Genomic DNA, 26633 nt, shown 5'->3' with positions numbered 1-26633 from the left:
CCGAAGTTATGGTGAGCGTGCCAACGCCGGAACACGCCGCAGGAATGGGGCAGGAAGCCTTTTCGGGGAGAACGGCAGCGGAAAGCAAAACGGAGGGAACGCATGAAAAATAATCCCTACAAAGACTTGCCGCCGCTGGAATGCAGGCCGGACGGTTCCCTTTACCGCATGACCCCGGCGCAGCGGAAACGGGCAAGCGCCCTGATACGCCGGGAGTGCTGTTGCTGTGAGGACGGCAACTGCATTGCCCTTGACGATGGGGACACCTGCACCTGCCCGCAGACGATTTCTTTCTCGGTCTGCTGTAAGTGGTTCCGCTGGGCGGTCTTGCCGCTGGACGGGACGCTGGAAGCGGAAATTTTCCGGGATAAGGACTTGAAACGCTGTGCGGTCTGCGGCGGTGTGTTCGTCCCCAAATCCAACCGGGCAAAATACTGCCCCGGCTGTGCCGCCAGAGTTCACAGGCGGCAGAAAACAGAAAGTGAACGGAAAAGGAGGTCTGCTGTGGACAGTTAGGAGCGAAAAAAGCCTTGATTTATCAGGCTTTGCAAGCCCCAAACCGGGGCAGGTGGTATAAAGTATCGCCCGCCCCGGAAAACGGGCTTCTAACCGTCCACAAAACGAACTATGACAAATACCATCTATATCCACCAGCCGGAAAAGGCGTTCAGCTTCACCCGGCTCCCGAATTTTCTCTTTGAAGCCCCCACATTCAAGCCCCTGTCCAACGAGGCAAAGGTTCTGTACGCCTTTATCCTGCGCCGGACAGAGTTATCCCGCAAGAATGGGTGGGCGGATGACTGCGGACGGATTTTCCTGTATTACCCTATCTGTGAAGTGGTCACACTGCTCCATTGTGGGCGGCAGAAAGCGGTGAATACCCTGCGGGAACTGCAATACGCCGGACTGGTGGAGATCCAGAAGCAGGGCTGTGGAAAACCCAACCGCATTTTCCCAAAATCCTATGAAGCGGTTCCAAACACCGACTTTAAGAAATCCCGTTCTGGTACACCGGAGGACTGAAAACCGTACCCATGAAGTACGGAAATCACTCCTGAGACGTACGAAAACCGGACGGTATATAGAAATACAAAGATAAAAAGACTGATTTATATTCTATCCATTCCAATCCTATCCGAGCTATTTTCTGCGGGATTTTCCCTGTGGAAAACCCCGGATAGGAAAGGAATGGGGAAAGGAGCAGAATGGCACAACACGCAATTTTACGGTTTGAGAAGCACAAGGGCAACCCGGCAAGGCCGCTGGAAGCCCATCACGAAAGACAGAAAGAACAGTATGCCAGCAATCCCGACATTGACACAAGCCGGAGCAAATACAACTTCCATATCGTCAAGCCGGAGGGACGCTATTACCACTTCATTCAGAGCCGGATTGAGCAGGCCGGGTGCCGAACCCGCAAGGACAGCACACGGTTTGTCGATACGCTGGTAACTGCCAGCCCGGAGTTTTTCAAGGGGAAATCCCCAAAGGAGATACAGGCGTTTTTCCAGAGGGCGGCGGACTTCCTCATTGGCCGGGTAGGACGGGAAAATATCGTGTCGGCGGTGGTACACATGGACGAGAAAACGCCCCACCTGCATTTGACCTTTGTTCCGCTGACAAAGGACAACCGCCTGTGTGCAAAGGAGATTATCGGCAACCGGGCAAACCTGACGAAGTGGCAGGACGATTTTCACGCCTATATGGTGGAGAAATATCCTGACTTGGAGCGTGGGGAGAGCGCCAGCAGGACAGGCCGGAAGCATATGATATAATTGCCATAGAGCAAAAGTATTGTAAGCGTGGGTTGTTTCTTTAGAAGGAGGATTTTTACGGTGAAACAACCTTACAATACTACCATTTACAACACGGCTCTTTATATGCGGTTAAGCCGTGACGATGAAAGCTATGGTGACAGCGTAAGCATTGAAACGCAGCGGACAATCCTGCAACAGTACGCAAGGGAGCAGGGGCTTCATGTGGTCGGGGAATATGTGGACGATGGGTGGAGTGGGACAAACTTCGAGCGTCCGAGTTTCCAGCGCATGATGGACGATGTGGAAGCCGGAAAAGTAAACTGCATTGTCACCAAAGACCTGTCCCGTTTCGGGCGGGAGCATGTGATGATGGACTACTATCTGGAATTTCTGTTCCCGGAAAAACGGGTGCGGTACATCGCCGTTGCGGAGAATGAGGACACAGAAAAGGGACTGTCCGATTTTGTGCCATTCAAAAACCTGTTCAACGAATGGTTCGCAAAGGACACCAGCCGCAAGGTAAAAACTGCTTTCAAGGCAAAGTTTGCCGCCGGACAGCGTATCAGCGCCTATGCTCCCCTCGGGTACAAGAAGCACCCGGAAATCAAGAACAAGCTGATAATCGACGAGGAAACCCGCTGGATCGTGGAGAAGATTTTTGACCTTGCTATTCACGGCAAAGGGGCGGCCAGCATTACAAGGATATTGATTGCGGAAAAAGTACCGACGCCGGGATTTATCAACTTCCAGCGTGACGGGACTTTCGCCAATATCTATGCTGGCGCACCAGAGGAAAAAGGCTACGCATGGACGATAGCGCAGGTCAAAAGCATTATGAAAGATGAAACCTACATCGGCCATACCATCCACTACCGGGAGACCAATATTTCCTTTAAGAACAAGCGGAGGATACGCAAGCCCCAAAGCGAATGGGTGCGGGTGGAGAACACGCAGGAGCCGATTATCAGCGAACAGGTTTTCCGGCAGGTACAGGAGCAGATCGCAAGCCGCCGGAGGGAGCGCAAGAATGGCACGACACAGATTTTTGCGGGGCTGATAAAGTGTGCGGACTGCGGCTGGTCGCTGGCCTACGGGGAGAATAGACAGAACAGCAAGCCCTATGGCTACTACCATTGTAGCAAGAACGGGCAAGGCACACGCCAATGCTCCATGCACTACATCCGCTATGATGTGCTTTACGCCTATGTCCTCTCCCGTCTGCAATACTGGTCGGCGCTGGTACAGCACGATGAAGAACAGCTTTTGAAACGGCTGCTGAACGCCAATGACAAAGGACAGGCCGCCGCAAGAAAAAAACAGGCTGCTGAACTGAAAAAAGCGGAGAAGCGGAAAGCCGAGGTCGATACCCTGTTTGCCCGGATGTATGAGGACTGGGCGGCGGGGCGTATCACAGAATACAACTTCAATATGCTGTCCGGGAAGTACCAAAGCGAACAGGCGGAACTGGAAGAAAAGATTGAACAGCTTCAATCTGCTATTGCCGCTGAAAGCCAGAGTGCCGCAGACGCAGAAAAATGGATTGCCTTGATGAAAGAGTGCGTCAATCCCACGGAACTCACCGCTGAACTCTTGAACACGCTGATTGAAAAAATCCTTGTCCATGAGGCGGTCAAGAACGAGGACGGAAGCCGGGAACAGGAGGTAGAAATCTTCTACCGCTTCATCGGCAAAATTGATTGAATGACACCAATATCTTTAAGTATGTGATACCGGTCTCAGCTACCCGGACGTAACGTTGTTAGAGCCTCTGGCGGCGGCCCTGGGGCTGGGCGTAGAGGAACTGATGGCCTGCCGGCGGCAAGAGGAAGGAGAGGAGCCTGTGAAAGTCTTGCTGGATATTTCCCGAGACAGTGTAAAACAGGAGCGGCGGCGGGGTTGGTCCCGGCTGATCGGCGTGTTGGTGCTGCTGGCGATGACGGGGCTGGTGGTTTTATACGCCGTGTCGTTTCGTTCCGTCCGGGAGGACGGCGGAAACATCTTGAAGCTGAAGGAGACCATGGACGGCGTGAACTATCTCTACATGGAGGAGCCTGGGCGCAAGGACCATCTGCTGAAGCTTCGTTGCGGCGACGGCGTGGATTTTGAGGCCATCCAGCTGGCCAATGAATGGGGAGAAGAGAACAGCTTCCGAATGTCCTTCCGGTGGAACCGCTGGACCCGGCGGGGCGTGGTGACGGAGTGTGAGCCGGACGGAGTTCACCTGGGGGGCCTAATGGACGTGACCTTCGAGGCCGACTGCGCGCCGCTGTTCGGGTATCCCGAGGTGTTTTTCACCACGGAGAACTACTACCCCGACCCATATAGCGAGCCACGGGGCAAAGGCTTCCTCTGCGATGCTCGCTTCTGGGTCACGGAAGTTCCCGTGAACAAGGGCATGCTGGACGAGGTGCAGGACGGCGGCTCTCCCTATCCCGATGAGATCAAAGAAACCATTCTCCTGGTGAAGGATTGCCGGAACGCCGCCATCTGTGACTGGGACGGCGACGGGCAGAACGAGGTGGTGGTCCGCACCCGCTGGCAAGAGAAGTCCTACACCGTCTACGACATGGTGGATGGAGAGCTGGTGTCCGTCTGGCCGGATACGGTGCCCCAGGAGGTCCGGGACAAGCTGGTGTGCATCTGGGAGCAGTGACGCCATGAAAAAAGAGTATCAAGAGCCTTCCCGGTGGCGCATCTGGATAGATACCCGGAGCCGGGTCGTGTCCTTCCATGAGGAGAAAGGCTGGGAACTGTTGGAGTTCCGGAGCCGGGAGCTGTTTCTGCGCTGTATCGACCAGTACAGCGCGGCTCAATATCGCTATCAGTGAAAACGATAATGAAGCCCCTCCCGCGTGTTCCGCGGGAGGGGCCATATCATATGCGAGCAAAACTGTAAGCCGGGTTCTGTATTTGACGGCCATCTATCTCGACGCACTGTTGCCAGTACGCTCAAGCCACCTCCTGGAAGCGGCCGGGCAGGCCTGTTGCTTCCGCACCACGGTGTTGCTCCGGATAGAGTTTACAGCGTCGCCATGTTCCCATGTGACGGGTGAGCTCTTACCTCGCCTTTCCACCCTTACTGGCGGCGCAAAGCGCTGCCAGCGGTATATCTCTGTTGCACTTTTCCTCAGATCGCTCTGGGCGGGCGTTACCCGTTATCCTTGCCCTGTGGAGCCCGGACTTTCCTCATGACCGGCCTTTCGGCTTGGCCACGCGACCGTCTGTTTTCCTCGCGGCATTTATTGTACAGGAAGGGAGGTGGATTGTCAATTCCGAAAAGGCAATCCGAAGTTGTAATTTTGCCCCGTTTGCGGTATAATTCCCCTGTGTGAAAAAACCGCCTTGCGGCGGTGGAGATAAGGAGCGTTCTCCATGGATTTTGAGGAATATTTACATTCATTACGGGATAAGACAGTGGCGGTTATCGGCATCGGTGTTTCCAATCGGCCACTGATCCAATTGCTGCTGGACCGGGGAGTGACTGTAACAGCATGCGACAAAAAGAGCCGGGAGGCTTTAGGAGCTATTGGTGATGAGTTAGAGGGACGAGGCTGCCATCTGCGGCTGGGAGAAGACTATCTGAAGAATCTAACGGAGGATGTGATCTTCCGTACACCGGGCATGCGGCCGGATTTGCCGGAGCTTACCGCTGCTGTGGAGCGGGGCAGTGTGCTGACCTCGGAGATGGAAGTCTTTTGTGAGGTTTGCCCTTGTCCCAAGATTGCTGTCACTGGAAGCGATGGTAAAACGACGACGACTACCATCATTGCCGAGCTTTTAAAGCGGGCTGGAAGGACTGTTCACCTGGGCGGCAACATTGGTCATCCTCTGTTGGCAGAGACCGGGTCCATGTCCCCTAAGGACATTGCTGTTCTGGAGCTGTCCAGTTTCCAGCTGATGACCATGACCAAAAGCCCCCACATCGCGGTGATTACGAATCTGGCCCCTAACCATCTGGATGTTCACAAGGACTTCCAGGAGTATATCAGTGCAAAGGAAAATATCTTTACACATCAGACCGAAAATGACATTGCAGTGTTTAATGCTGACAATGCTTACACAGCGGAGGAGGCGGAGCACGCTGTGGGCCGGGCTCGTCTGTTTTCCCGTCAACGGGAGCTGGAGGATGGCGTATTTCTGCGTGACAATGCCATTATCGCCAGAAGTGGTGGGCAAGAACGGGAAGTGATGCAGGTGTCTGATATTAAACTCCCGGGTGTCCACAATGTAGAGAATTATTTGGCAGCTATCGCTGCGGTGGATGGACTGGTATCTGACAAGACTATCCGGGAATTTGCCAGAGAGTTCGGCGGCGTGGAGCACCGCATTGAGCTCATCCGTACCCGGAACGGTGTCCGGTGGTACAATGACTCCATTGCTTCCAGCCCCAGTCGCACCATTGCAGGGCTGAATTCCTTCCCGGGGAAGGTAATCCTCATCGCCGGCGGAAAGGACAAGGGAATTCCTTACGATGCCCTGGGCCCGGTGGTGAATGATCACGTGAAGCTGCTGCTGCTGTGCGGTGCCACAGCTGGCGTGATCCGTCGGTCTGTGGAGCAGGCGAAGAATTATCATGGCCTGGAGATTTTGGATGTGGAGGATTATCAAGAAGCTGTGTCCATAGCCGACAGTCGGGCTGTGGAGGGGGATGTGGTCATCTTGTCTCCCGCCAGTACGTCCTTTGACCGCTTTGCCAATTTTATGGAGCGGGGCAAGGCCTTTAAGGCCATTGTGAATCGGCTGACCTAACAGAGCGACTAGGTCAGGCTCCTGCTCGCATAAGATGCGGAGAGGAGGTGGTGTCATGGGTCCGGGTTTCTTTTACTATCGCCGTCGGTGGAATCGCCGGCAGGCCTTGCGAGCCATGGCACTATTGACGGCTGCCGGTGTGCTGGCTATGGGTTTGTATATCTCGGCCCAAATGCGGCCGCTGCTGGAGAACTTGGCCACTGCCCGGGTGTCCAGCGCTGTTACCCGTATCGTCAGTGAGGCGGTGTATGAGGCCATTGAAAACGGGGAGATTCAGTATGACGGTCTGGTAACACTGGAGAAGGACAGCCAGGGAAAAGTTACAGCCGTCCGTAGCAATATGGCTGCTTTCAACCATCTGCAATCAGAAATACTTGACACGATATTGACCAGGGTAGGGCAAGTATCTGCCCGGGAGCTGTCCATTCCCATCGGCACCCTTACCGGGTCAGCCCTTCTGGCAGGACGTGGGCCCCGTATTACAGTGCGGATGGAATCTCTTGGTACTTCGGAGGCCCGGTTTGAAAACGCCTTTACATCCGCCGGCATCAACCAGACCCGCCATCAGATCATGCTGAACGTGGATGTGTACGTCAGTGTGCTGCTACCGGGATTTACGACTGCTACAAAAGTCTCCAATTCTTTTACTGTGGCGGAAACAGTGATCGTGGGCGCTGTGCCCGACACTTATACTTATTTCAGCACTACCCCAGAGACCTATGAGGAGGACTTAAAAGATTATATCTTGAACGGAAACTGAGGAGGAACCATGGACTACCGTGAGAGAATCAAGCAACTGAGGGACATCTTGAACGAAAATGGCTACCGTTATTACGTACTGGATGCACCCACAATGAGCGATTACGAATATGACATGCTGAACCGGGAATTGGAAGAGCTGGAAGCCCAGCACCCGGAGGAGGTGACGCCGGATTCTCCGACTCAGCGTATCGGTGGACAGACGTTGGAGGGCTTTCAGCCGTACACCCATGAGGTTCCGTTGGAAAGCCTCCAGGATGTGTTTAGTGCCGAGGAGGTAGCGGAATTCTGTGAGCGCATGGATGAGGGCCTGGGGGGAATGGTGGAGTATTCCGTGGAACCCAAGGTGGATGGTTTGTCCGTGGCTCTGGAGTATCGGAACGGTGTGTTCGTCCGGGGCGCCACACGGGGGGATGGCCGGGTAGGGGAGGATGTGACGGAGAATCTGCGGACGATCCGTTCTATCCCCATGTCCCTGCCGGACAAGCTGCCCCGTCTAATTGTCCGGGGTGAGGTCTACATGGCCCGGTCAGTATTTGAGGAGATCAATGCCATGCGGGAGCTGCAGGGCAAACCTTTGATGGCCAATCCCCGCAACGCCGCCGCAGGCTCTTTGCGGCAGCTGGACCCGAAGATCTGCGCCGAGCGGCGGCTGGACATCCAAGTGTTTAATTTGCAGCTGGCGGAGGGAAAGTCGTTTTTGTCCCACGCTGAGACACTGGAGTATCTCCGTACCCAGCGGTTCAAGGTCATTCCCCACAAGACTCTTCATGGGGCAGCTGCCCTGCAAGAAGAGATTGCCCGCATTAATGATGAGCGCCTGGACTATCCTTTCGATATTGACGGCGCGGTTGTAAAGGTAAACTCCCTCACAGATCGCGTGAAATTGGGGTCTACTGCCAAATTCCCCAAGTGGGCGGTGGCCTTTAAATATCCGCCGGAAAAGAAGCCCTCCCGGGTACTGGATATTGTGGTACAGGTGGGCCGTACCGGCGTGCTGACCCCTAAGGCGGTGCTGGAGCCGGTGCGCCTGGCAGGAACCACTGTCACCAACGCCACCCTTCACAACCAGGATTATATCGCGGAAAAGGACATCCGGGTGGGAGACACGGTCATTGTTCAGAAAGCCGGAGAGATCATTCCGGAGATCGTGGAGGTGGACTTTACAAAGCGGCTGGATGGAGCGGTGCCTTATATGCTGCCGGAGGTCTGCCCTGTGTGCGGCGCCCCAGTGGTCCGGGATGAGGATGGTGCCGCCCTCCGCTGTACCGGCGCCGAGTGCCCGGCCCAGCTGCTGCGGAACATCACTCACTTTGCAAGCCGCGGTGCCATGGACATTGATGGCTGCGGACCCGCCGTGATCCAGCAGCTGGTGGACAAAAATCTGGTCCACACCGTTGCGGACTTGTACAGCCTAACGGTGGAAAAGGTCCTGGATGCCAATCTAGCGGGCATCAAGCTGAAATCCGCGGAAAACCTTGTCCGGGCTATTGAAAACTCCAAGGCCAATGATCTCAGCCGGTTGATTTATGGCCTGGGAATCCGCCAGGTGGGCGAGAAAGCCGCCAAGGTTCTCTCCATGCATTTTAAAACTATGGATGCCTTGATGGCAGCTACTGAAGAAGAGCTGACAGAGATCAACGATGTGGGAGCCATCACCGCACGGTGCATTACGGAGTACCTTGCCCAGCCCCAATCCAGGGATTTGATTTCCCGCTTAAAAGAGGCTGGCGTCAATATGGACAGTACGGCAGAGCTGGTAGACGAACGGTTTGCGGGGATGACCTTTGTATTGACAGGTACACTGACCCGTTTTGACAGGAAAACCGCCCAGGCTCTTATTGAAGAGCGGGGAGGCAAGGCGGCTGGCTCTGTTTCCAAGCGGACCACGTATGTGGTGGCCGGTGAAGCAGCCGGCAGCAAACTGAAGAAGGCGCAGGAGCTGAATATCCCTATTTTGACAGAGAATGCGTTTGCCGATATGTTGAAGTAATTCTTGTAGCGAGAAAAGGAGAACAAGAGATGAAAGTTTCCCAGCGCTTGTACCAAGCCGCGCAGCCTATATGGGAGAACTGCTGTCAGCATCCTTTTGTTCAAGGAATGGTCCGCGGGACGCTTTCCCGGGAAAAGTTCCGGTTCTATATGATTCAAGACCATAAATATTTGATGAACTATGCCAAGGTACTGGCTTTAGGTGTGGTCCGAGCAGATCGGGAAAGTGATATGCGTCTTTTCGGCACACTTATTGACGGTACGCTGAATGCGGAAAACGAGGTTCACAGGAAGTATCTGGAAGAATTGAGCGTGGACCAGGCAACTGTCGATGCCGCTCCTGTGTGTTTGACCAGCGAGGCTTATACCAGCTACATGCTCAGTGTGGCCGTCAAAGAGGGCCTTGCGGAATTGGCTGTGGTGGTTTTGGCCTGTGCCTGGAGCTATTTATTCGTTGGAGACTACATGGACTCACTCCCCGAAAGCCGGGATTAAGGTAACTTTTACAGTCAGTGGATCGCAACCTATACCGACCCTGTTTACCGGGGACACACAGAAGTGTTGATTGATTTCGTGGACCGTTTGACCCTAGGCTATACAGAAGAGCAACTGCAGAATCTGGAACGAATTATCACCAACTGCTCTTATTACGAGCACCGATTCTGGGACATGGCCTGGAACCAGGGGGAATCGGAACATATTAAATAGCGGTTGTTATGGTAAAGAGAACTTGATATACTGATATACGAAAAAAGAAAAAATTTTAGGAGGGGTTTTCGTGTCTGCTATTTATTCTGTGTCTGTTTTAGGAACAATGTTGGTGCCTCTTGTGGGCAAGATCGTCTTTGCGCTGTTGGTGTGGCTGGTGGGAAAGTGGGCCGTAGGTAAAATTGTTGGCCTTCTGGAAAAGAGCAAGGGTTTTGCCCGTTTGGAGGGAACTGTCCGGACCTTTGCCCTAAGCTTTGTAAGGATCGGGCTGTATGTGTTGCTGGGTGTTTCCATCATCGGTATTTTGGGGGTGGAGACCAGCTCTATTGTGGCTGTGTTGGCCTCTGCCGGCGTCACTGTTGGTTTGGCCCTCCAGGGGGCACTGTCGAATCTGGCTGGTGGTATCATGCTGCTGGTATTCAAACCCTTCCGAATCGGGGATTATGTGGATGCTGCGGGTGTTTCCGGCGTGGTAAAGGAGGTCACGCTCTTTTATACCGTCATCATTACTGTGGATAACAAGCACATTACCGTACCTAATGGCAGCCTCATGAATGCCAATGTGGTCAATTATTCCATGGAGGAGCTGCGGCGTGTAGACCTAGTGTTTTCCTGCGCCAAAAGCGAATCTCCCGCCCGCATCCAGGAGTTGATGCAGTCTGCTATGGCCGGTTGCGGCAAAGTCCTTCATGAGCCTGCCGAGCCCTTTGCCCGGCTGTCCGGTGGAACTGCCCAAGCCATGGAGTTTACCGTCCGGGCCTGGTGCAGAAACGAGGACTATTGGGATGTGTTTTTTGACCTAACCCAAGGAATCACCGAGGCTTTGGCTGCTGCTGGCGTTCAGGCCCCTGCCTACCGGGTGGTGTCTGAGAGCAAGTGAACCCATCATCCCCTCTGCCTGCGGCAGGGGGGATGATTTTGATAGAAAAGAGGCGCGTATATGAAGGAAGAACGGCTGATGTTGGGATCTGTTCCCGCAATTGTGTATGGCGAAAAGTCGGACCGGGTGTATTTGTACGTCCATGGAAAGTGTGGCTGCAAGGAAGAAGGACGGGATTTTGCCGTTTTGGCGGCACCTTTTGGCTGGCAGGTACTGGCGATGGATCTGCCGGAGCACGGTGTCCGTCGAGGCGGACCGGAGCCGCTGGACCCCTGGCACACGGTGCCGGAGCTGCGGTCTGTCATGGACTATGCCCGAGAAAAATGGAGACACACAGCCCTACGAGCCACCAGTATCGGCGCTTGGTTTTCCATGTTGGCCTTTGCGGATGCTCCGCCGGAGCGAAGCCTGTTTGTCTCTCCTGTACTGGACATGGCAGGGCTGATTGAGACCATGCTGGGATGGGCTGGCACCACGGCAGAGGATCTGCACTGCCGGGAGAACATTCCCACGGAGTTTGGGGAGACACTGTCCTGGCAATATTACCAGTACGCCCTGTCTCATTCCACGGCGGACTGGCCGGGTAGGACGGATATTTTGTACGCAGGGAAGGACAATCTGACACCACGCAAAACAGTGGAGGTTTTTGCGGCCCGTCCCAAGCGGACACTGACCGTCATGGAAGAGGGGGAGCACTGGTTCCATACGCCAGAACAGCTGGCGGTATTGGAACGGTGGACGATTCAAATGCTTGCAGAAGAAGGAAAACAGAAATGATGGAAGTGGTGGCAGCCCTCATCCGCCGGGGCGATACATTCCTGGCCTGCCAGCGGCCAGCCGGAAAGGACAGGGGGCTTCAGTGGGAATTTGCCGGCGGCAAGGTAGAGCGGGGAGAGACAAAGGCCCAGGCTCTGTCCCGGGAATGGCGGGAAGAGCTTGGTGTAGAGCTGCTTGTGGAGGATGAGGTCACGGATGTGACGTATCACTATCCGGATGTGACCGTCCACCTAACGCTGCTTGCGGCTTCTATTGCGTCGGGGACACCCCAAAAACTGGAACATGCGGACATCCGCTGGATGACTTTGGCAGAGGCGAAAGAAAAGCCTTTTTGCCCAGCGGACAGGATCTTTTTGGAAAGGCTGGAGGCAATATGGTAAGAGATATTTTGAAAGCTCCCGTTTCCTGGAATCCCCTCTATGGATGCCACAGTGAATGATTTGACCACAGCCCGGGATCTGCTGGACACCCTAAAGGCCAATAAAAAGATGTCTGCATGAGGCGGATCACTGCATCGGTATCTTGATTTAAGCGCAAAAATGCCCGGGGCCTTTGGCCCTGGGCACTTTTGCGCCTTATTTATCGAAAGATGGGTTCATGAAGTACACATTTTTTTCATCCAGCTTGTCGCGGGCAAGACGAAGTCCCTCACCGAAGCGTTGGAAGTGAACAACTTCCCGGGCCCGCAAAAAGCGGATGGCATCGTTGACGTCCGGGTCGTCAGAGAGTCGCAGAATGTTGTCATAGGTCACGCGGGCTTTCTGCTCTGCTGCGACCGTGTAAGGACAACCTTTCTATTTTGCAGCTGAGAAAGTACCTGCCGAATATATTATGTGCTATAATAATCCATAATTGAGGAATTTGTCAATGTAAAGGTTCGGCTAATACACATATTGCGATAGCTTCATATAAAATATATTTTCATCTATCTCTTTTCATAGTTGTATTGATATTAAACACCTATTAATTTAGGAGAATCAGTATGGTACCTGGCTATCTTGGAGTGCAGAAGCGCCCCGAAATCGCAAGCAACGAGCATTTTTCAAAAAATGATTTCCGTATTAACCGCCGCCTCAGCAGTCTTCCCAGGGTCAGTGACAACGCTATTGACTGGGAACGCTACATTGAAAACCGCAAACCGTCGTTGCGCTGTAGGGTGGAGCACGCGTTTCGGATTATCATGTGTCAGTTCGGCTATAAGAAAACAGTGTATCGCGGACTGAGGAAGAACGAGAATCGGCTGTACGCCATGTTCGCCTGCGCGAATCTGTATGCGCTTGCCATTGCCGGACGAAAACTTTCCGCAACCTGACATAGGGGCAGTCTGCCCTTTTTCGGGAAACGGAGCAGAAAAACAGTGGAATAGCGGCTATATGATGTCGTATCTGCCTTAATTTGGCGCAAAAATGGCCGAAATATTAACCAGAGGCAGAATGGAGGCTTTTATTCAGAGTTTCCCTAGTATTACCCGGCCCTTGGACCGCCGTAGACGGTCTACAATTGGAAAGCAGCAAGCCATTCACTGACCCGTCCGGCGCAAAGCGGCAGAGAGCATATCAATGAGCCAGACCAGCAGGACCAGCCCCAGGGCAATGGCCCCCGCTTCATTCCAGGCATAGTGGTTCATGGCAAAGACCAGGGGCGCGCCGATGCCGCCGGCGCCTACCAATCCCAGCACAGACGCCTCCCGGATGTTCACATCGAAGCGGTACAGCACCGCCGAGGCAAAGGCCGAAGCCAGCTGCGGCAGCACCCCATATCGGATGCGGAGCAGGCGCGGAACGCCCATGGCCTCCAGCGCGTGGTACGCCCGGAAATCCTGGGCCTCGATGGCCTCCGTAAAGCGCTTGCTCAAAAGGCCCACACTGCACACGCCCAGGGTCAGCACCCCGGTAAAGGGTCCGGGGCCGGACACCCGAATGAAGATCAAACCGTAAATGAAAAAGGGCACAGAGCGGATCGCCATGATGACCGCCCGGAAGAACAGCGCCACGGGCTTTGGTATCAGGCGGGATGTGCCCAGAAAGGCCAGCGGTACCGCCAAAACGGTACCCACGCAGGTACCCACCAGCGCAATGCACACCGTTTCCAGCAGCAGATATCCCAGGCCTCCCGTATCCGCCTGGAAGAAGAAGCGCCAGTCGGGGTGGACCAGCCCGGACAGCATGGCCCCCACCGTTCCCAGGCTGGTATGGGAGAAGTCCGGCGGTTGGATGGTCATGGTGCAAACAATAAACAGCAAAGCTCCTGCCCACGCCAGAAGCCGTCTGCACCAGGGGGCCAGACGGCGTTCCTCCCGGACCACCTGGGCCAGGAAGCCGCTGAGTCCTTCGATCACACACACGGTCACAAACAGCAGGCACAGCATCACGCCCACCTTACTGTACTCCCGCCAGGAGATCTTTTCGTTCAGTAGCAATCCGATGCCGCCGGCTCCCACATAGCCCAGGATGGAGCTATGGCGTGCGTTGGCCTCCAGCAAATACAGCGCGTTGGCAAAAAAGGAAGGCGCGATATCCGGTAAGATGGCACGGAAATAGGCCTTGGTGGGAGACGTTCCCATGGCGCACAGTGCATGGTAGGGTCCCAGAGACGTCGTCTCGATGTCCTCATAGGTCAACCGGGTCATGATGGCGAAGGTGTAGACCGTGATAGCCACTGTTCCCGGAAAGGTGCCCAGGCCGAACAGAAATGTAGCCAGAAGCGCCAGGATCAGCGTGGGAAACGAACGGACGATCTGAACCAAAACCCGGGCTACTCGCCGAAGTGGCCGGGGCGCATAAAGATTTTCCGCGCATAGGGGTGCCAGCAGCAGCGCCAGCAGCGCGCCCAGCACAGTGCCGGTAACGGACATCTGCACGGTAGCCAGCAGAGGCGCCAGAATGCGGTGGATATAGCTCCAGTCCGGCGGAAACATGGCGGATACGATGTCCGTCAGATGAGCCCGTCGGACCCAGAACTGGGTAAGGGAGCAATCTGTAAACCGGGCCGCCGCCAGAAACACGAAGAAGAAGACCAGCCCCCGGAGCCAGCGTTTTCCGGTGGCCCGGCTCATGAGAGCTGCTCCTGTCCGCCGTAGACGGTAGCGAGGATGTCCTCCGACGGGGTGTCCGCGCCGTCGTCAAATACCACAAGTCCCTGACGAAGCCCGATCAGACGGCCTGAAAACTCCCGGGACAGCTCCAGATTGTGGCTGTTCATCAGAATGGTCAGTCCCTGGTCCCGCTGGATATCCCGCAGCAGCTCCAAGATCTGCCGCCCGGTGACCGGGTCCAGAGAGGCCACCGGCTCGTCCGCCAGCAGAATGGCCGGATGGCGCATCAGCGCCCGGGCGATAGCCACCCGTTGCTTCTGCCCGCCGGAGAGATTCTTGACCGGCTCCTCCACCTTGTCCGCCAGTCCCACCCGGGTCAGCAGCGCATCCGCCTCGGCGGTGCGCTCCTTCCCAAACAGGCCCAGCACAGCAGGCAGAAACGTCATGTCCGGCAGGCAGGCGTTGAGCACATTCTGCCGGCAGGTAGCGTTTTCCACCAGGGCGAAGTCCTGATAGATGGTGCCGATGGTTTTTTGGATGGTCCGGCGGGCCCGTCCGGCAGCAGTTTCAAAATGAACGCCGTTCATAAGGACCGCGCCGCCGTCGCAGCGGATCGCCCCATTCAGAATGCGGAACAGAGTGGTCTTTCCTGCCCCGGAGGGACCGATCACCGACACAAACTCACCCTGGCCGACGGAGAAGCTCACGTCGGCCAGCGCATGGGTGAGGTTTTGAAATTGTTTGCGGATATGTTGGACTTCCAGCAGCATAAGCAGCCTCACAGTATCTCCGCTCCGTGAAACCGGGAGCGGTTCATATTGACAAATCAGCCCTCCAGGGACTTCAGCAGCTCCTGGGCCGCCCGCTCTCCGTCGTAATCGGAGTCCTGGCCCCAGGTGTAGCCCACCTGGCTGAACACGCTGATGATCTCCCGGCCCTCATCGGTCTCGGCGATCTCCATGAAGGCTTCGCCCAGCGCCTGCCGGAAGCCCTCGTCCGCCATGGTGTCAGAGGTCTTGCTGTACGCAATCATGTCATTGTAGATGCCATCGGTAACGCCGATGACACCCGTCTGCTCCACCATAGGCGCAGTGCCGCCGAAATCGCTCTCCCAAAGGGGCGCGTTCTTGATACGGATGTGACCGTAGGACACCATCACGTCCACCTGGCCGGAGGCAAGCCGGGCCACAGAGGTGGTGTGGGAGTCAGACTGCACCACATGTTCAAGATCGCTGATGCCCTTGCCGTAGTGGTCCTGGAGCCACAGACAGGGATAGATGTAGCCGGAGGCGGAGGTGGGGCCCAGCACGGACCAGGTGGCGCTGTTCAGATCGTCCCAGGTCAGCTCCTCGCCATTGTTCACCTTGGTCAGCAGCTCCTGACCCTTTTCGGTGGGGCCGGCCAGGATGATGCAACGGTAGTAGGTGCTCATGTCCTTCGTATTTTCCTCAATGGTACCGTCGTTCCAGTCGGCGGGATTTTCGGAATCTTTGTTGATGGCATAGCGCAGGGCGGTGAGCAGCACATCGCAGTCATCGGAGAACAGCACATAGTTGCCGCCGGAGATGAAGCCGATGTCGGCGCTGCCTGCGCTGAGGGCTTCGCCCACGGCGGTATAGCTGGTTCCGACGGTCATGTCGATCTCCTTCACGTCATAGCCCTTTTCCAGCAGCTTGGCCTGCAGCATCTGCTCCAGGGGCTCGGTGGCCGTGACGATCTGGTCAGCGTCGGCATAGGGAGAGAATGCGATCTTCAGGGACGGAACTTCCGTGACACTGCTGCCCGAACTGCTTTCCGGGCTGCTGTCCCCGTTGGCAGGAGCGGTGTCTTTGCCGGCGCAGCCGGTGAGGAGGCCCAGGCACAGGGCCAGAGCAAGGAAACGTGCGATGATCTTTTTCATGGGAATACCTCCAGATTTGATTTTCTGCCCGAAAAAAAGGCATGTGCCTTGCAGCACATACCTAAAATGACTTCAAGCAGATGCTGACAGTCCCACCGGTCCGAACCGTTGGGACAGCGGTCGGTCGATCCTCACTGGGATCCTCTCAGCCCGGAACACGGGCTCCCTCGCAATCTGGTTTCGTCATCAATATGAGCGCGGCGTCAGGGCGCTCCCCCTCGCGTCGCATTCCGTAACCGAAGTACAATTTACCACAGTAAAATAAAAATTGCAAGAACCTTCCTCCAAAAAACGTCAAGGGAACTGTAGGATTACAATAGCAGGGCAGACTGCTCCACCAGATGGAGCCCGGTCACCAAAGTGCTGGGGATCATAGGCGGCGGCTTCCCCAAGGACCTGCAGGGAGTGATTCTGAAAGGGAAGGAGCCCATTACCTGCCGCCGGTGGATTTTGAGGCCAAGAAGCGGGCAATGCAGTCCTTTGGACCCACTCCCAGCTGGCGCGCGGTCCTGAGCTACTGCTTGTATCGATGCCATGAAGATAGAGATCACCTTCACCGCTCGTATGGACGGCACCGTGGCTTTCATCGAGATCAAGGAAGACGACACCGTGAAGGGCGGCCAGCTGCTGCTGATCATCATGTGATCAGCTGTCAAAAAAATATAAAGCAATTATACTTTACAGTAATTGAAACAGAGAGGAGCAAGCCTGATAAGGTTTGCTCCTCTTTGTATTTCAGAAGTTCCAGTGAATCTCAATAGGCACCTCATGAGTACCGGGAATCCGTTTTCCGACGATTATGTAGTCAATCAATATTTCCACCATCTCGCGGGTCAGATGCTCTACGTTGGTGTAGCGCTGAATCAGTTCCTTACGCTGATCACCGGCCTGCATCTGAGCCTCCAACTCGTCCAGCCGGTGGTCCGCCTCCTTGATCTGCTGTTCCATGCGCTCACGATCCGCCGCAAAACTGTCCGCCATAGAAATATAGTCTTCCTCACTGACAATGCCTTTGACCTTATCCATATACAAAGTGCGCAGGTAAGTGCGGTTATCCTCAAGCTGCTTCTGGAGCCTGGCCTTGGATTCCATCCAATTTGCTTTTTGCTGTTCCAGGTTCTGGCTGAATTGGACATTGCGCTCCAGTTCATCCTGATCCAAATAAGTGCGGGAGAGGGCGTTCAGCTCCTGAATCACCATGTTCTCCAGCTTTTCCACGGAAATAAAAGAACCGATGCAGGCGTCCTTCGCCACATGGCGGTTGGAGCATTGCAGGTAGTGCCTCCCGCGATTCTTGGATGAACGCATGGTGTAGCCGCAGTTGGCGCACCGAACCTTCCGAGCGAAAAGCCCAATGCTGCCCACATCAAACGGCTTGGCGCGGGACGCAACCATTGCCTGTACCCGATCCCAGAGGTCACGTTCAATGATCGGCTCATGGGTTCCCTCAACACAATACCACGTTTCCTTGGGGCGGGGCTTATTCTGCTTGGTTTTATAAGAAATGCTGCCGTACTTGCCCTGGACCATGTTGCCAATATAAATCTCATTGACCAGCATATCCGAGATGGCGGAATACTTCCAGAGAGTACTGTTTTTCCGTTTCGGCTGCTGGTAGCGCAGGCCATGAAGCCGCTTGTACTCAGTGGGGTTTGGAACACCCCGGTCATTGAGCATCCGGGCGATGGCTGTTTTACCGTAACCCTGGGAAAAGAGCGTAAATACCTCCCGTACCACAGCGGCGGCCTCCTCATCAATGATGAGATGGCCCTTCTGGTCGGGGTCCTTTTTGTAACCATAGAGGGCGAAGGCACCAATATGAAACCCGTTTTTCCGCCGGTTGGTCAGGACGCTGCGGATGTTTTCCGACATGTCCTCCAGATACCACTCATTGACCAGGCCGTTGATCTGCCGGGACTTTTTGTTACCCTTGTTGGCCGTATCCGCATTATCTACCAGGCTGACAAAGCGGATGCCCCAGATAGGGAAGAGACCGTTGATGTACCGTTCCACCAGCTCCAGCTCACGGGTGAAGCGGGACTGGCTCTTGCATAGAATGATGTCAAACTTGCGGGCCTTGGCATCTTCTAAAAGACGCACAAATTCCGGGCGGTTCCGGTCGGAACCTGTGTAATTATCATCACTGTAAATGTTATATACTTCCCAGCCTTGCTCAATGGAATATTCCAAAAGCATGGCCTTTTGATTCTGGATGCTGTTGCTGTCATCCGTTTCGAATTTCTTATTGCGGTCCTCTTCAGACAGACGGCAATAGATCGCAACTTTTTCCATTCGGATTGCCTCCTATCTATAAAAACACCCGCTTTCATCACAGCTTGAGCGTGATGAAAGCGGGTCATGTATTGCACCGATATTCAGTTTATCGAGCGCCGGACAGGATCGCCTTGGAGCGTTCCAACTGATTGATCAGCTGAATCCAGACGCTTGTATAAGCCTGTACGGTTGTGCAGGTCTCACCGCTTTTAAAATAGCTCTTGCAGAGAACAGAGTCATTCATAAATCAATTCCTCCTTACTCAAATTTATGCTGGTATCCGGCGGGGCAGAAGTAAAATGAAGCGCCCTTTATCGGGTGATTCTGCCGGTACGAAAATTTACTCAGCGGGATCATCCGCAGGCGAAACAAATCCAATTGAAACCAACTGGGGAAGAGAGGGGAGGTAGGAAATGCCCGCTCTGGCCTCGATGGTCACAGGGTTGATACCGATGCTGCGCAGCTGCTTGAGCCGCTTCTTGCCGTTTTTGAATTGGAGAATACTGTTCGTATCCACTTTGGCGTGCCGGTTGATTTTTTCCAGGAACTCAATGAGCTTCCATTTTTTCGATGAAGAGAAGTCGGTATCCCAAAGGATCCGCTCCTTTGCCTTGGCCAGCGTATAGTACGGTGCATCAGGTACCAACCGCTGAAAAAGCCGCAGCATAATTTCCTCGCCGTGGCAGCACAAAGCATCCATTAAGATGTACCAGGGACGGTACCGATCCAGAGAAAACTGCTGCAGCTGCTGGTCGATTCCCTGTGAAAACAAGGATGCCTCCAGCCGCAGAAGCGAAAAAGGATTATCCCAGGATGTAGACAGGAGCTGATCGGTGATCTGATAGAGCTTGTCATAGACCGTCACCTGATACCGCTCATTCGCTCGCCGGAATGAATGACTGGCGCGATAATCAGGGTAAGTAACCGGCTTCCAACCTGTACAAGAGGCTCCTTTTTCCAGCAATCGGATGTACTCCAGGAGCACAGTATTATTCACAGGCGTATTTTTACATAAATCCAGACGGTTCAATTTGAAATCGTGGATCGTCTGGCTGATCGGCATTTCCTGGACAATCGTATCCAGGGCCTGTACCAGCGCTTCCATATTGCTGCTTGTCGGGGCGAATATCGCGGTTGCTTCCATATTCCCCAGCAGCCTCGAGGGGTTCACGCGCAGGAGCATTTTTCTGCAATAACCGTTCGTGGGCTTCTGGATCGAGACCTGGACCCCATGCTCAGACCAGCGGTTATAGTAAAGAATACCGGTCGTTTTATTTCTGTAGCAATAATGATTTTGCCCGGCGGCAGAAAGGTAGAATGCATTTCTGCATGCGCGGGTCTCTTCGGGGGAAATGTTCACATAGATTTCAAAAGTGTGCACGTTCATAAAAACACCTCATTATTTAGAATGTTGGTCAGTGTATTTTTTTATGATCATTCCGTACTGACCTTTCATGAAATTACCATCATGTTGGGGTGCAAATATTTTTTAAAACGGCTTTATATATGGTAATTTATGTAAGTGCTATTTTTTCTGTATCATGTCTGTATTCATGATAAATCCATCCAATCATCTTGAAATAATTGGAACCTTATGCATATACTTAAATAGATGCTGCTGCCGCAATATCACACTAAAATAATATTACGTAGAAATTTCGGACGATCCGGAAAATGATCTTCGCACAGCGGAGCAGCTGAGGCTGACAGCCTGCAAGAATTTCTTTTCTATAGAGCTGTTGGCAGCGATATAAAAATAAAAACAGTGTTCGGCCAGGGGAACATACAGGCGGAAACCGACGGCAAAGAGCGGTTCAGGTGCCTGTCCCGGAGTCAGAAAGACGCCTCCAGAAGGATCTTCTGGAGGCTGTTTTTTTAATCTTGAAAACAAAAGTTTAGTGTTCGCATATTGATTTATTTTTATTGAAGTGGTATTTAGTGTATAAGGGGGTGCGGCTATATGGGGACTTTTCTGGATCGCGAGCAGGCTGTCAATCTGATCTGTGAGCAGCAGGAACGGCTGTATTCGGTGCTAGATGCGCGTCTGGATGACAGCGCACAGGAAACGCTTTTTCAGCAGAGCTTCCGGTGTTCGCTGGCGCCGGTTGAGAAGGGACTGATCGAAATTCACCTGCTTTTTCTGCGCTGTGTATTCGTTCCGGATGAATTGCCTGATCCGAAGCGGTTCCGGTTTTCGGTCCTGGATCTATCCTGGATGGCCAGCCAGAACATTCGCATCCAAAAGAAAATCGAGCAGCAAGGGGAGAAACAAACGAGCCCTGAAGCTGACGCGATCTCCTTCCGGATGATCATCAAACGCGATGCACAGGCAAAGAAAAACTACAGGAAATGGAGCGGCGGTATCCGCAAACTGATTCAGGAAGCGGTTCTGCGCAATCTGATCGCAGACCCGAAGCGGACTGCCGAGATCATTACGGGAGAGGCGTTCTGGGAAGGCGCAATCTGCCAGACCGGCCTTCATCCGGCTTACAATGTTCAGGGTCGTGTGATCCGGGAGCTTGTTGCTCAGGAGCTTTTGGTGGATTGGCAGGGGAAAGTGGTGGGCAGGGATGTGCCGCGCCATCCGTTGGGGTGGGATCTGCGAAAACTCTGCCAGGGCTTTTCCAGATATCTGGGGTTTCCCCAGCTGCGGGAACGGTTTATGTGGCAGTTCATTCCCGAGGGAGAACGGCAAAAGCTGAACCACATGGCGACCGCTCCCTGGCATATTGGCTGGTATGAGCTGAACGGGATTCCGGTCATGTCCGGTATCCGCTCTGCGGAGACACGGCCTTCCGGCTACGGAAGCGCATTGCTGCGGGATTTATCCCAGCCCAACCGGTTGGAAGACTTATTGTCGGTGGCTCCTTATGAGATCACCGTTCCTCTTTTGTGCTATGGGATATTCTCCGTCATTAAACCGTTTCTGCCGGATTACCCTGCCAGAATTTCGGTGAATGATTCTTTTTCCAGCGTCATGAAACGGCAGAAGGAAATGATATTCCTGTCACTCACCGGCCCTCATTCCCAAGCCCTCGCTAATTTGTTTTATGGTGCTTTTGTGGACTACGGAGAAGGGGAGAGAGCGGGCGAAAAGGAAGCGAAGAAAAGACTTCGCCAGCTCCAGAGCAGGGTACATGATGGCGTTGTCATTCTGGATGAGGAGTTTAAAAACTTACAGACATTCCGGAACCGGGCAATGCTCCGGGACGCCTGTATCGTGCTGACGAATTCCGCCTTTGAAGAAAACCAGTTTGAGATCCGTCTCAGTTCCGATGCATTTGACCCGCAGTGTTGCTCACCGGCCATGCATCAGGTATTCCCAAGGGTCCTGATCACGTTCGTTGATTGGTTCCGAGAGGAATATGTATGGCGACGGAAAGAAAAGGTTCAGGAAGCCCTGGGTTGTATCGCGGGCCAGGCCCATAAGCTCTATCAACGCTGGCGGCAATTATTTGCCGGAGAGAAAGAGTCCCAAATACCGAATAAACTGCGCAGACTTTCTGACAGTCCGGCAGGGAACTGGAGCGAATTAGACGATGTGATCAAGCTTTACACCGACCGGTTGGAAGCGATTATTGAGAAAGATTCGGATGATCAGATTTACAATACACGAAAAAAAGAAGCGGCATTGAAGTGGGTCTCCGATTTTTCAAAACGGGCCAGGGAGGAGGCAAAGAAGTACCGGCTGACAGCCGATACTTCCTTTACAAATGATTTTTTCCACTTCAGCAGCATCAGAAAGCAATATCCCCGAAAAAGGGCATGGGCCAACCTGCAAATCGCTCTCTGCGTGTTCCAGAAATTCAGGGAAACCCAATCGGAATACGCCCAAATCTTGCTTCCGGAACCGTGGGAGGCGTATTTGCAGGAAGGCTTAAAAGTATCGGGGAAGACGTATGAACAGCTCTTTTTTGGTTATTTATCTCAGGAATTGGAAGCGGGACGGGTGATCCTATTCCGAACAAACCGTACTGCTGACTGTTCGGGCTGGTATGACGGAGCAAAAGACTTGTTCTATCTGCCATATTCCGATTACTACAGTGGCTTCCGGAACTGGGCGATGGAGCAGGGCCGGATGGACTTGTCCAGTCAGCGCGTTTTTCAGAAACAATTGGCGGAGAAAGGATTTCTGCTGCTTGCGGACAACCACAGCAAAAGCGGCTACAAGCGGGCCGATCACCGAATGGTCGTAGACCCTTATTCGGATACCAAACCGAAGGTCAGTGTGATCAAGGTCAAGCCCGATCTTACGGAGCTTAGTGCAGAGGCGCAGACGGTCATGCTGCAATTGAAAGCACAAAAGGTTCCGCGCCGCCGGGATGCTCTGAAGGAGAAGTAGCTCAGAGTTCTTCCAGACGATCCCGCCGGACCCGCCACTGCCGCCCGATTCGGAACGCTGGCAGCTGCCCGGAATGGACCATCTTGTAGAACGTGTTTTTCCCAATGGCCAGCAGCTCCATGACCTCCCGGGGCGTCAAGAATTCGTTGATCTGTTCCTCATAGTTAGCGTCTTCACGCTCATAGCCAAATTCATCATATCGTTCATCAAATCTCATCATAAAATCTCCCTTCAAATTATTGGCATCGTGCCTTACGTGGTTGTTGTCCCTTTTAAGCCCATTTTGCGTTATTCCGTCCCGGTCAACCGTATATTATTAACATGATAAAGAGCCAGAACCCGTAATTTTTCGACGATTGCGGACTCTGGCTCTTTTTCTGTTTTGCAGAGAAAATGGCTGTTTTCAACTCTGCAAGCTGAAATTTGGGGTGAAAACTAAGGAAACCACGAAAGGAGAGAAAACACATGCTGATCCGTTTGCTGCGCTTGATCCGCACTGTTTTAGCGGAAATCGTAGGCGTTCTGCTGCGCGAAACTGTTCTTGCGTAACTGCCTCAAGGGAAAAGAAGGGATGGTATAACCAATGATAAACTGAACCTGGATTCCAAGGACATCTTTGGAATCATGCTGGCTGCTGCCGCCGCACTGGTATGTGCGGCAATCGACTATTTTATCAAGGAGAATGACGATGATGAGTGAAACTTTTATCTGCTGCCACTGTGGGCAGACGCACCCGCTGGAAAACCGCATCCTGGTGGGGGACGATGCACTTTGCGAACGCTGTGCCAATGAGGAGACCGTGATCTGCACCCACTGCGGTGAGCGTATCTACCGGGATGACAATGCCGGGGATGAAAACACGCCCCTCTGCCAGCCCTGCTATGACCGCCACTATACCAGTTGCGAACGCTGTGGACGTATCATCCATGTGGATGATGCTTACTATGAGGATGACGATGAAGATGATCCGCTCTGCTATGACTGCCATATCCATGCACGGCGACATAAAATGATCGAAGACTATTATTACAAGCCGGAGCCTCTGTTCCGCGGCGATGGCTCCCGCTATTTTGGCGTGGAACTGGAGATCGACGGGGCCGGTGAGGATGACACTAGTGCCCAGAAAATCATGGAGATTGCCAATAGAAACGGCGTGGAGAACCTGTACTGCAAGCATGACGGGTCCTTGGATGACGGTTTCGAGATGGTGACGCATCCCATGACACTGGAGTACCACATGAAGGAAATGCCTTGGAAGCTAATTCTTCAGGAGGCAATTCGTTTGGGCTATACCAGTCATCAGGCCAGCACCTGCGGCCTCCATGTTCATGTAAATCGGGATGCCTTTGGAGAAAGCGAAGCAGAGCAGGATTCGGTGATTGCCCGCATCCTCTACTTCTTTGAAAAGAACTGGGAGGAACTTCTGAAATTCAGCCGCAGAACACCCCGTCAGCTGGAACGCTGGGCCACCCGCTACGGATACAAGGACCAGCCGAAAGAACTGCTGGACCATGCCAAGAAGGGCTACCACGGCGGACGATATACCAGCGTGAACCTCACCAATACGGATACCATCGAATTCCGGATTTTCCGGGGAACCCTCAAATACAACACCCTCATCGCCACATTGCAGCTTCTTGATCGAATCTGTGATGTGGCGCTTTGTTTGACCGATGACCAGATCAAGGCCATGTCCTGGACCACTTTTGTTTCCGGCTGTACGCAGCCTGAGTTGGTACAGTACTTAAAGGAACGACGGCTGTTTGTCAATGAACCGGTGGAGAGTGAGGAGGAAGTCTCATATAAGGGGAGGCAGCCCATCCAGGTGCCGGAGTTTGAGCAGGTCATAGGCAAGTGGAGAAGCGGCGCTATCACAGCGGCAGAGGCCATGCGGATACTCCATATGACAAAAACAACCTTTTACCGCAAGGTCAAGCAGACTTGAAGGAAAAAGATACTCCAAAAAGTCACGAAATATGTTACAATGGCCCTGCGAGGTGAGAAAACGATGCTGATGGAAATCAAGGAACTGCACCGTTCTTCTAAAAGTGTTGTTACACTGGTTATTGACCCAGACACTGGTGCCCGCTATGTGCGTAAGGAACTTCAGAAACCACACCCGGTCTATAAACAGCTGCAATCTCTGCATCATCCCTATCTGCCCCAAATCGTGCAGCTGGAGCAGAGACAAGACGGCGTTACATTACTGGAAGAGTATATTGATGGCGCGAATCTGGCAGAGATCACCCTACCGGAGAAACGGATTGTCTCCCTCATGGAAGAACTGTGTGAGGTGCTAGTATTTCTGCATGGGCATGGGATCATCCACAGGGACATCAAACCTTCCAATCTGCTGCTGGCCCCGGACGGACATATCCGGCTTATTGATTTCGATGCTGCCCGAGAGGGAAAGCCAAGCGCCGACAGCGATACCCGGCTGCTGGGAACCCGCGGCTATGCTCCGCCGGAGCAGTATGGCTTCGCACAGACAGATTCCCGTGCGGATATTTACGCCGCGGGTGTCACTATGAAGCAGCTTTTAGGGAAACGAGCGGAGAAGCGTCCCTATCGGCATATTTTACGCAAGTGTACGGAGTTTGCTCCCAAACGGCGCTACAAAACGGCGAAGGCGCTGCTGCGGGCGCTGAAAACCAGAACCCTTCAGCTTTGGCTGCCGTGGGTCATTGTCGCTGCGGTGCTTTTGGGTGCAGGCGGGTTGGCATGGTGGTATTATGCCAATCGAGCGGTGATCACCGAAGCACGATACCCCGATAAACCGTTACTGTTCTATGCTACATATGGAGATTACATGATTGCCAATGTGGGTGATTTGCGTGAGAAGCATCAAACAGTATCCATGGCAGTCGATTTGGACGGAGATGGGAAAAAGGAGCAGATCAAGCTTTACAGCACAGGAAACGCCTACGACTTTTACGGTGATTTGACGGTTGGAACGGCAGACGGAAACTGGATGGATCTTGTCGGCTGGATGATCTATGACACGTCCATGTGGGAACGACTAGTCGGCGACCCATATATGTGGGAAATTGTTCCGGATGAATATTATGTGCAGATCACCTGCCTGGACCTAAATCCGAGCCAAAAGGATGGCAAGGAGATTGTGGTGTCCATCGGCGATATGGCGACAGAATCGGTTTGCGGCGTGTACCACTACACCGGGGCGGTTTATGAAAATGTAGACAGCCCAAACCCTGTGGACTATATGGGACGAATGTGGGGCGGTGCCAGTTTTAAGGTAGACGCAAATTATAATCTCCTTAGCGACCTGCTGAGCAATCCTTATCAGGCCCAGAACAGCTATCAATATCTCAGCAATGGCATTCAGCCCGATTGGAAGGGTGAAGTGGACTACGAAAAATACCGTTATGCTATCGAGGACAATTTGAGTTTGGAAGAAAGGAATGAAGCATTTTCGGGATAAAAACAAAAGGGTGCTGACC

The 26633-nt window shown here is 53.5% G+C and carries 23 protein-coding genes, 1 other RNA gene and 3 pseudogenes; 18 read left to right on the top strand and 9 right to left on the bottom strand.

Annotated elements, in window-relative coordinates:
- Window positions 1-102: 102 nt before the first annotated feature.
- From ACTQ4R_RS01410 to ACTQ4R_RS01385, 6 genes and pseudogenes are all read left to right on the top strand, one after another.
- Entirely contained in the window at window positions 103-516 is a 414-nt protein-coding gene (locus tag ACTQ4R_RS01410; protein ID WP_032548360.1) for a cysteine-rich VLP domain-containing protein, read from the top strand.
- Between the two features lie 111 nt (window positions 517-627).
- Window positions 628-1023 (top strand): replication initiator protein A, encoded by a 396-nt coding sequence (locus tag ACTQ4R_RS01405; protein ID WP_008666017.1) that lies wholly within the window; start codon window positions 628-630, stop codon window positions 1021-1023.
- A 182-nt stretch (window positions 1024-1205) separates the two neighbouring features.
- A pseudogene (gene mobV / locus ACTQ4R_RS01400) lies at window positions 1206-1769 on the top strand (MobV family relaxase); the annotation flags it as partial.
- Window positions 1770-1835: 66 nt separating this feature from the next.
- A complete protein-coding gene (locus ACTQ4R_RS01395) occupies window positions 1836-3458 on the top strand; it encodes a recombinase family protein (RefSeq protein ID WP_021391045.1) in 1623 nt (540 codons plus the stop codon).
- 55 nt (window positions 3459-3513) lie between these two features.
- Window positions 3514-4410, top strand: a complete 897-nt coding sequence (locus tag ACTQ4R_RS01390; RefSeq protein ID WP_441625113.1) for a hypothetical protein — start codon at window positions 3514-3516, stop codon at window positions 4408-4410.
- 4 nt (window positions 4411-4414) lie between these two features.
- On the top strand, window positions 4415-4585 hold the full coding sequence (locus ACTQ4R_RS01385; RefSeq protein WP_441625111.1) for a hypothetical protein: 171 nt from the start codon (window positions 4415-4417) through the stop codon (window positions 4583-4585).
- A gap of 49 nt (window positions 4586-4634) precedes the next feature.
- Here ACTQ4R_RS01385 and rnpB read toward each other — a convergent pair.
- An RNA gene (gene rnpB / locus ACTQ4R_RS01380) (RNase P RNA component class A) lies at window positions 4635-4990 on the bottom strand.
- A 139-nt stretch (window positions 4991-5129) separates the two neighbouring features.
- Between rnpB and murD the strand changes: the two genes are divergently transcribed.
- The 7 genes and pseudogenes from murD (at window position 5130) to ACTQ4R_RS01345 (ending at window position 12002) form a co-directional block, all read left to right on the top strand.
- Window positions 5130-6506 carry a UDP-N-acetylmuramoyl-L-alanine--D-glutamate ligase gene (gene murD, locus ACTQ4R_RS01375; protein ID WP_441625109.1) on the top strand — a complete coding sequence of 459 codons (1377 nt, stop codon included), beginning with the start codon at window positions 5130-5132 and terminating at the stop codon, window positions 6504-6506.
- Between the two features lie 115 nt (window positions 6507-6621).
- Entirely contained in the window at window positions 6622-7266 is a 645-nt protein-coding gene (yunB, locus tag ACTQ4R_RS01370; protein ID WP_441625107.1) for a sporulation protein YunB, read from the top strand.
- 9 nt (window positions 7267-7275) lie between these two features.
- On the top strand, window positions 7276-9258 hold the full coding sequence (ligA, locus tag ACTQ4R_RS01365; RefSeq protein ID WP_441625105.1) for an NAD-dependent DNA ligase LigA: 1983 nt from the start codon (window positions 7276-7278) through the stop codon (window positions 9256-9258).
- A gap of 29 nt (window positions 9259-9287) precedes the next feature.
- Window positions 9288-9965 (top strand): annotated as a pseudogene (gene tenA, locus ACTQ4R_RS01360) (thiaminase II).
- Between the two features lie 70 nt (window positions 9966-10035).
- Window positions 10036-10845: a mechanosensitive ion channel family protein gene (locus tag ACTQ4R_RS01355; protein WP_441625103.1), complete on the top strand. Its 810-nt coding sequence runs from the start codon at window positions 10036-10038 to the stop codon at window positions 10843-10845.
- A 102-nt stretch (window positions 10846-10947) separates the two neighbouring features.
- A complete protein-coding gene (locus ACTQ4R_RS01350; RefSeq protein WP_441625101.1) occupies window positions 10948-11622 on the top strand; it encodes an alpha/beta hydrolase in 675 nt (224 codons plus the stop codon).
- A complete protein-coding gene (locus ACTQ4R_RS01345) occupies window positions 11619-12002 on the top strand; it encodes a (deoxy)nucleoside triphosphate pyrophosphohydrolase (protein WP_441625099.1) in 384 nt (127 codons plus the stop codon). Before ACTQ4R_RS01350 ends, ACTQ4R_RS01345 begins: the two co-directional genes overlap by 4 nt.
- Window positions 12003-12197: 195 nt before the next feature.
- Here the strand turns inward: ACTQ4R_RS01345 and ACTQ4R_RS01340 are convergent.
- Window positions 12198-12398 (bottom strand): annotated as a pseudogene (locus ACTQ4R_RS01340) (manganese catalase family protein); the annotation flags it as partial.
- Between the two features lie 206 nt (window positions 12399-12604).
- On the opposite strand from ACTQ4R_RS01340, the gene ACTQ4R_RS01335 reads away from it, so the two are divergent.
- A complete protein-coding gene (locus ACTQ4R_RS01335) occupies window positions 12605-12934 on the top strand; it encodes a transposase (protein ID WP_441625097.1) in 330 nt (109 codons plus the stop codon).
- Window positions 12935-13141: 207 nt separating this feature from the next.
- On the opposite strand, the gene phnE is transcribed toward ACTQ4R_RS01335, so the two are convergent.
- The 3 genes from phnE to ACTQ4R_RS01320 are packed head-to-tail and all read right to left on the bottom strand — an operon-like array spanning window position 13142 to window position 16556.
- Window positions 13142-14677 (bottom strand): phosphonate ABC transporter, permease protein PhnE, encoded by a 1536-nt coding sequence (gene phnE / locus ACTQ4R_RS01330; RefSeq protein WP_441625095.1) that lies wholly within the window; start codon window positions 14675-14677, stop codon window positions 13142-13144.
- Complete coding sequence (locus tag ACTQ4R_RS01325; protein ID WP_441625093.1) at window positions 14674-15426, bottom strand: phosphonate ABC transporter ATP-binding protein; 753 nt, start codon at window positions 15424-15426, stop codon at window positions 14674-14676. The genes phnE and ACTQ4R_RS01325 overlap by 4 nt, the downstream gene beginning before the upstream one ends.
- A 56-nt stretch (window positions 15427-15482) precedes the next feature.
- Window positions 15483-16556, bottom strand: a complete 1074-nt coding sequence (locus ACTQ4R_RS01320) for a phosphate/phosphite/phosphonate ABC transporter substrate-binding protein (protein ID WP_441625091.1) — start codon at window positions 16554-16556, stop codon at window positions 15483-15485.
- Window positions 16557-17081: 525 nt separating this feature from the next.
- Between ACTQ4R_RS01320 and ACTQ4R_RS01315 the strand changes: the two genes are divergently transcribed.
- Window positions 17082-17201, top strand: a complete 120-nt coding sequence (locus ACTQ4R_RS01315; RefSeq protein WP_441625988.1) for a biotin/lipoyl-containing protein — start codon at window positions 17082-17084, stop codon at window positions 17199-17201.
- 90 nt (window positions 17202-17291) lie between these two features.
- Here the strand turns inward: ACTQ4R_RS01315 and ACTQ4R_RS01310 are convergent, their stop codons facing one another.
- The 3 genes from ACTQ4R_RS01310 to ACTQ4R_RS01300 form a co-directional block, all read right to left on the bottom strand.
- Window positions 17292-18848 carry a recombinase family protein gene (locus ACTQ4R_RS01310; RefSeq protein WP_441625089.1) on the bottom strand — a complete coding sequence of 519 codons (1557 nt, stop codon included), beginning with the start codon at window positions 18846-18848 and terminating at the stop codon, window positions 17292-17294.
- Window positions 18849-18936: 88 nt separating this feature from the next.
- Window positions 18937-19074: a hypothetical protein gene (locus ACTQ4R_RS01305; RefSeq protein ID WP_235229234.1), complete on the bottom strand. Its 138-nt coding sequence runs from the start codon at window positions 19072-19074 to the stop codon at window positions 18937-18939.
- A 96-nt stretch (window positions 19075-19170) separates the two neighbouring features.
- On the bottom strand, window positions 19171-20217 hold the full coding sequence (locus tag ACTQ4R_RS01300) for a hypothetical protein (RefSeq protein ID WP_441625086.1): 1047 nt from the start codon (window positions 20215-20217) through the stop codon (window positions 19171-19173).
- 573 nt (window positions 20218-20790) lie between these two features.
- Between ACTQ4R_RS01300 and ACTQ4R_RS01295 the strand changes: the two genes are divergently transcribed.
- Window positions 20791-23172 carry a hypothetical protein gene (locus tag ACTQ4R_RS01295; protein ID WP_441625084.1) on the top strand — a complete coding sequence of 794 codons (2382 nt, stop codon included), beginning with the start codon at window positions 20791-20793 and terminating at the stop codon, window positions 23170-23172.
- 1 nt (window position 23173) lies between these two features.
- Here ACTQ4R_RS01295 and ACTQ4R_RS01290 read toward each other — a convergent pair whose 3' ends face one another.
- On the bottom strand, window positions 23174-23392 hold the full coding sequence (locus ACTQ4R_RS01290) for a helix-turn-helix domain-containing protein (protein ID WP_441625082.1): 219 nt from the start codon (window positions 23390-23392) through the stop codon (window positions 23174-23176).
- Between the two features lie 468 nt (window positions 23393-23860).
- On the opposite strand from ACTQ4R_RS01290, the gene ACTQ4R_RS01285 reads away from it, so the two are divergent.
- On the top strand, window positions 23861-25117 hold the full coding sequence (locus tag ACTQ4R_RS01285) for an amidoligase family protein (protein WP_441625080.1): 1257 nt from the start codon (window positions 23861-23863) through the stop codon (window positions 25115-25117).
- Window positions 25118-25180: 63 nt separating this feature from the next.
- Entirely contained in the window at window positions 25181-26614 is a 1434-nt protein-coding gene (locus ACTQ4R_RS01280) for a serine/threonine protein kinase (RefSeq protein WP_441625078.1), read from the top strand.
- The last annotated feature ends 19 nt before the right edge of the window (window positions 26615-26633 follow it).

The organism is Dysosmobacter sp. Sow4_B12, assembly GCF_052116665.1.
Taxonomy (GTDB): Bacteria; Bacillota; Clostridia; order Oscillospirales; family Oscillospiraceae; genus Oscillibacter.
Note: the sequence above shows the minus strand (reverse complement) of the source record. Positions and strands in the feature narration are given on the sequence as shown.

What these genes read in the sequence shown, in the direction of transcription:
- ACTQ4R_RS01385 (WP_441625111.1), top strand. Translation starts at nt 4,415, where the DNA reads ATGAAAAAAGAGTATCAAGAGCCTTCCCGGTGGCGCATCTGGATAGAT.
- ACTQ4R_RS01405 (WP_008666017.1), top strand. Translation starts at nt 628, where the DNA reads ATGACAAATACCATCTATATCCACCAGCCGGAAAAGGCGTTCAGCTTC.
- ACTQ4R_RS01305 (WP_235229234.1), bottom strand. Translation starts at nt 19,074, where the DNA reads ATGAATGACTCTGTTCTCTGCAAGAGCTATTTTAAAAGCGGTGAGACC.
- ACTQ4R_RS01320 (WP_441625091.1), bottom strand. Translation starts at nt 16,556, where the DNA reads ATGAAAAAGATCATCGCACGTTTCCTTGCTCTGGCCCTGTGCCTGGGC.
- ligA (WP_441625105.1), top strand. Translation starts at nt 7,276, where the DNA reads ATGGACTACCGTGAGAGAATCAAGCAACTGAGGGACATCTTGAACGAA.
- ACTQ4R_RS01290 (WP_441625082.1), bottom strand. Translation starts at nt 23,392, where the DNA reads ATGATGAGATTTGATGAACGATATGATGAATTTGGCTATGAGCGTGAA.
- yunB (WP_441625107.1), top strand. Translation starts at nt 6,622, where the DNA reads ATGGCACTATTGACGGCTGCCGGTGTGCTGGCTATGGGTTTGTATATC.
- ACTQ4R_RS01310 (WP_441625089.1), bottom strand. Translation starts at nt 18,848, where the DNA reads ATGGAAAAAGTTGCGATCTATTGCCGTCTGTCTGAAGAGGACCGCAAT.
- ACTQ4R_RS01280 (WP_441625078.1), top strand. Translation starts at nt 25,181, where the DNA reads ATGCTGATGGAAATCAAGGAACTGCACCGTTCTTCTAAAAGTGTTGTT.
- ACTQ4R_RS01335 (WP_441625097.1), top strand. Translation starts at nt 12,605, where the DNA reads ATGGTACCTGGCTATCTTGGAGTGCAGAAGCGCCCCGAAATCGCAAGC.
- phnE (WP_441625095.1), bottom strand. Translation starts at nt 14,677, where the DNA reads ATGAGCCGGGCCACCGGAAAACGCTGGCTCCGGGGGCTGGTCTTCTTC.
- ACTQ4R_RS01410 (WP_032548360.1), top strand. Translation starts at nt 103, where the DNA reads ATGAAAAATAATCCCTACAAAGACTTGCCGCCGCTGGAATGCAGGCCG.
- ACTQ4R_RS01295 (WP_441625084.1), top strand. Translation starts at nt 20,791, where the DNA reads ATGGGGACTTTTCTGGATCGCGAGCAGGCTGTCAATCTGATCTGTGAG.
- ACTQ4R_RS01300 (WP_441625086.1), bottom strand. Translation starts at nt 20,217, where the DNA reads ATGAACGTGCACACTTTTGAAATCTATGTGAACATTTCCCCCGAAGAG.
- murD (WP_441625109.1), top strand. Translation starts at nt 5,130, where the DNA reads ATGGATTTTGAGGAATATTTACATTCATTACGGGATAAGACAGTGGCG.
- ACTQ4R_RS01285 (WP_441625080.1), top strand. Translation starts at nt 23,861, where the DNA reads ATGATGAGTGAAACTTTTATCTGCTGCCACTGTGGGCAGACGCACCCG.
- ACTQ4R_RS01345 (WP_441625099.1), top strand. Translation starts at nt 11,619, where the DNA reads ATGATGGAAGTGGTGGCAGCCCTCATCCGCCGGGGCGATACATTCCTG.
- ACTQ4R_RS01325 (WP_441625093.1), bottom strand. Translation starts at nt 15,426, where the DNA reads ATGCTGCTGGAAGTCCAACATATCCGCAAACAATTTCAAAACCTCACC.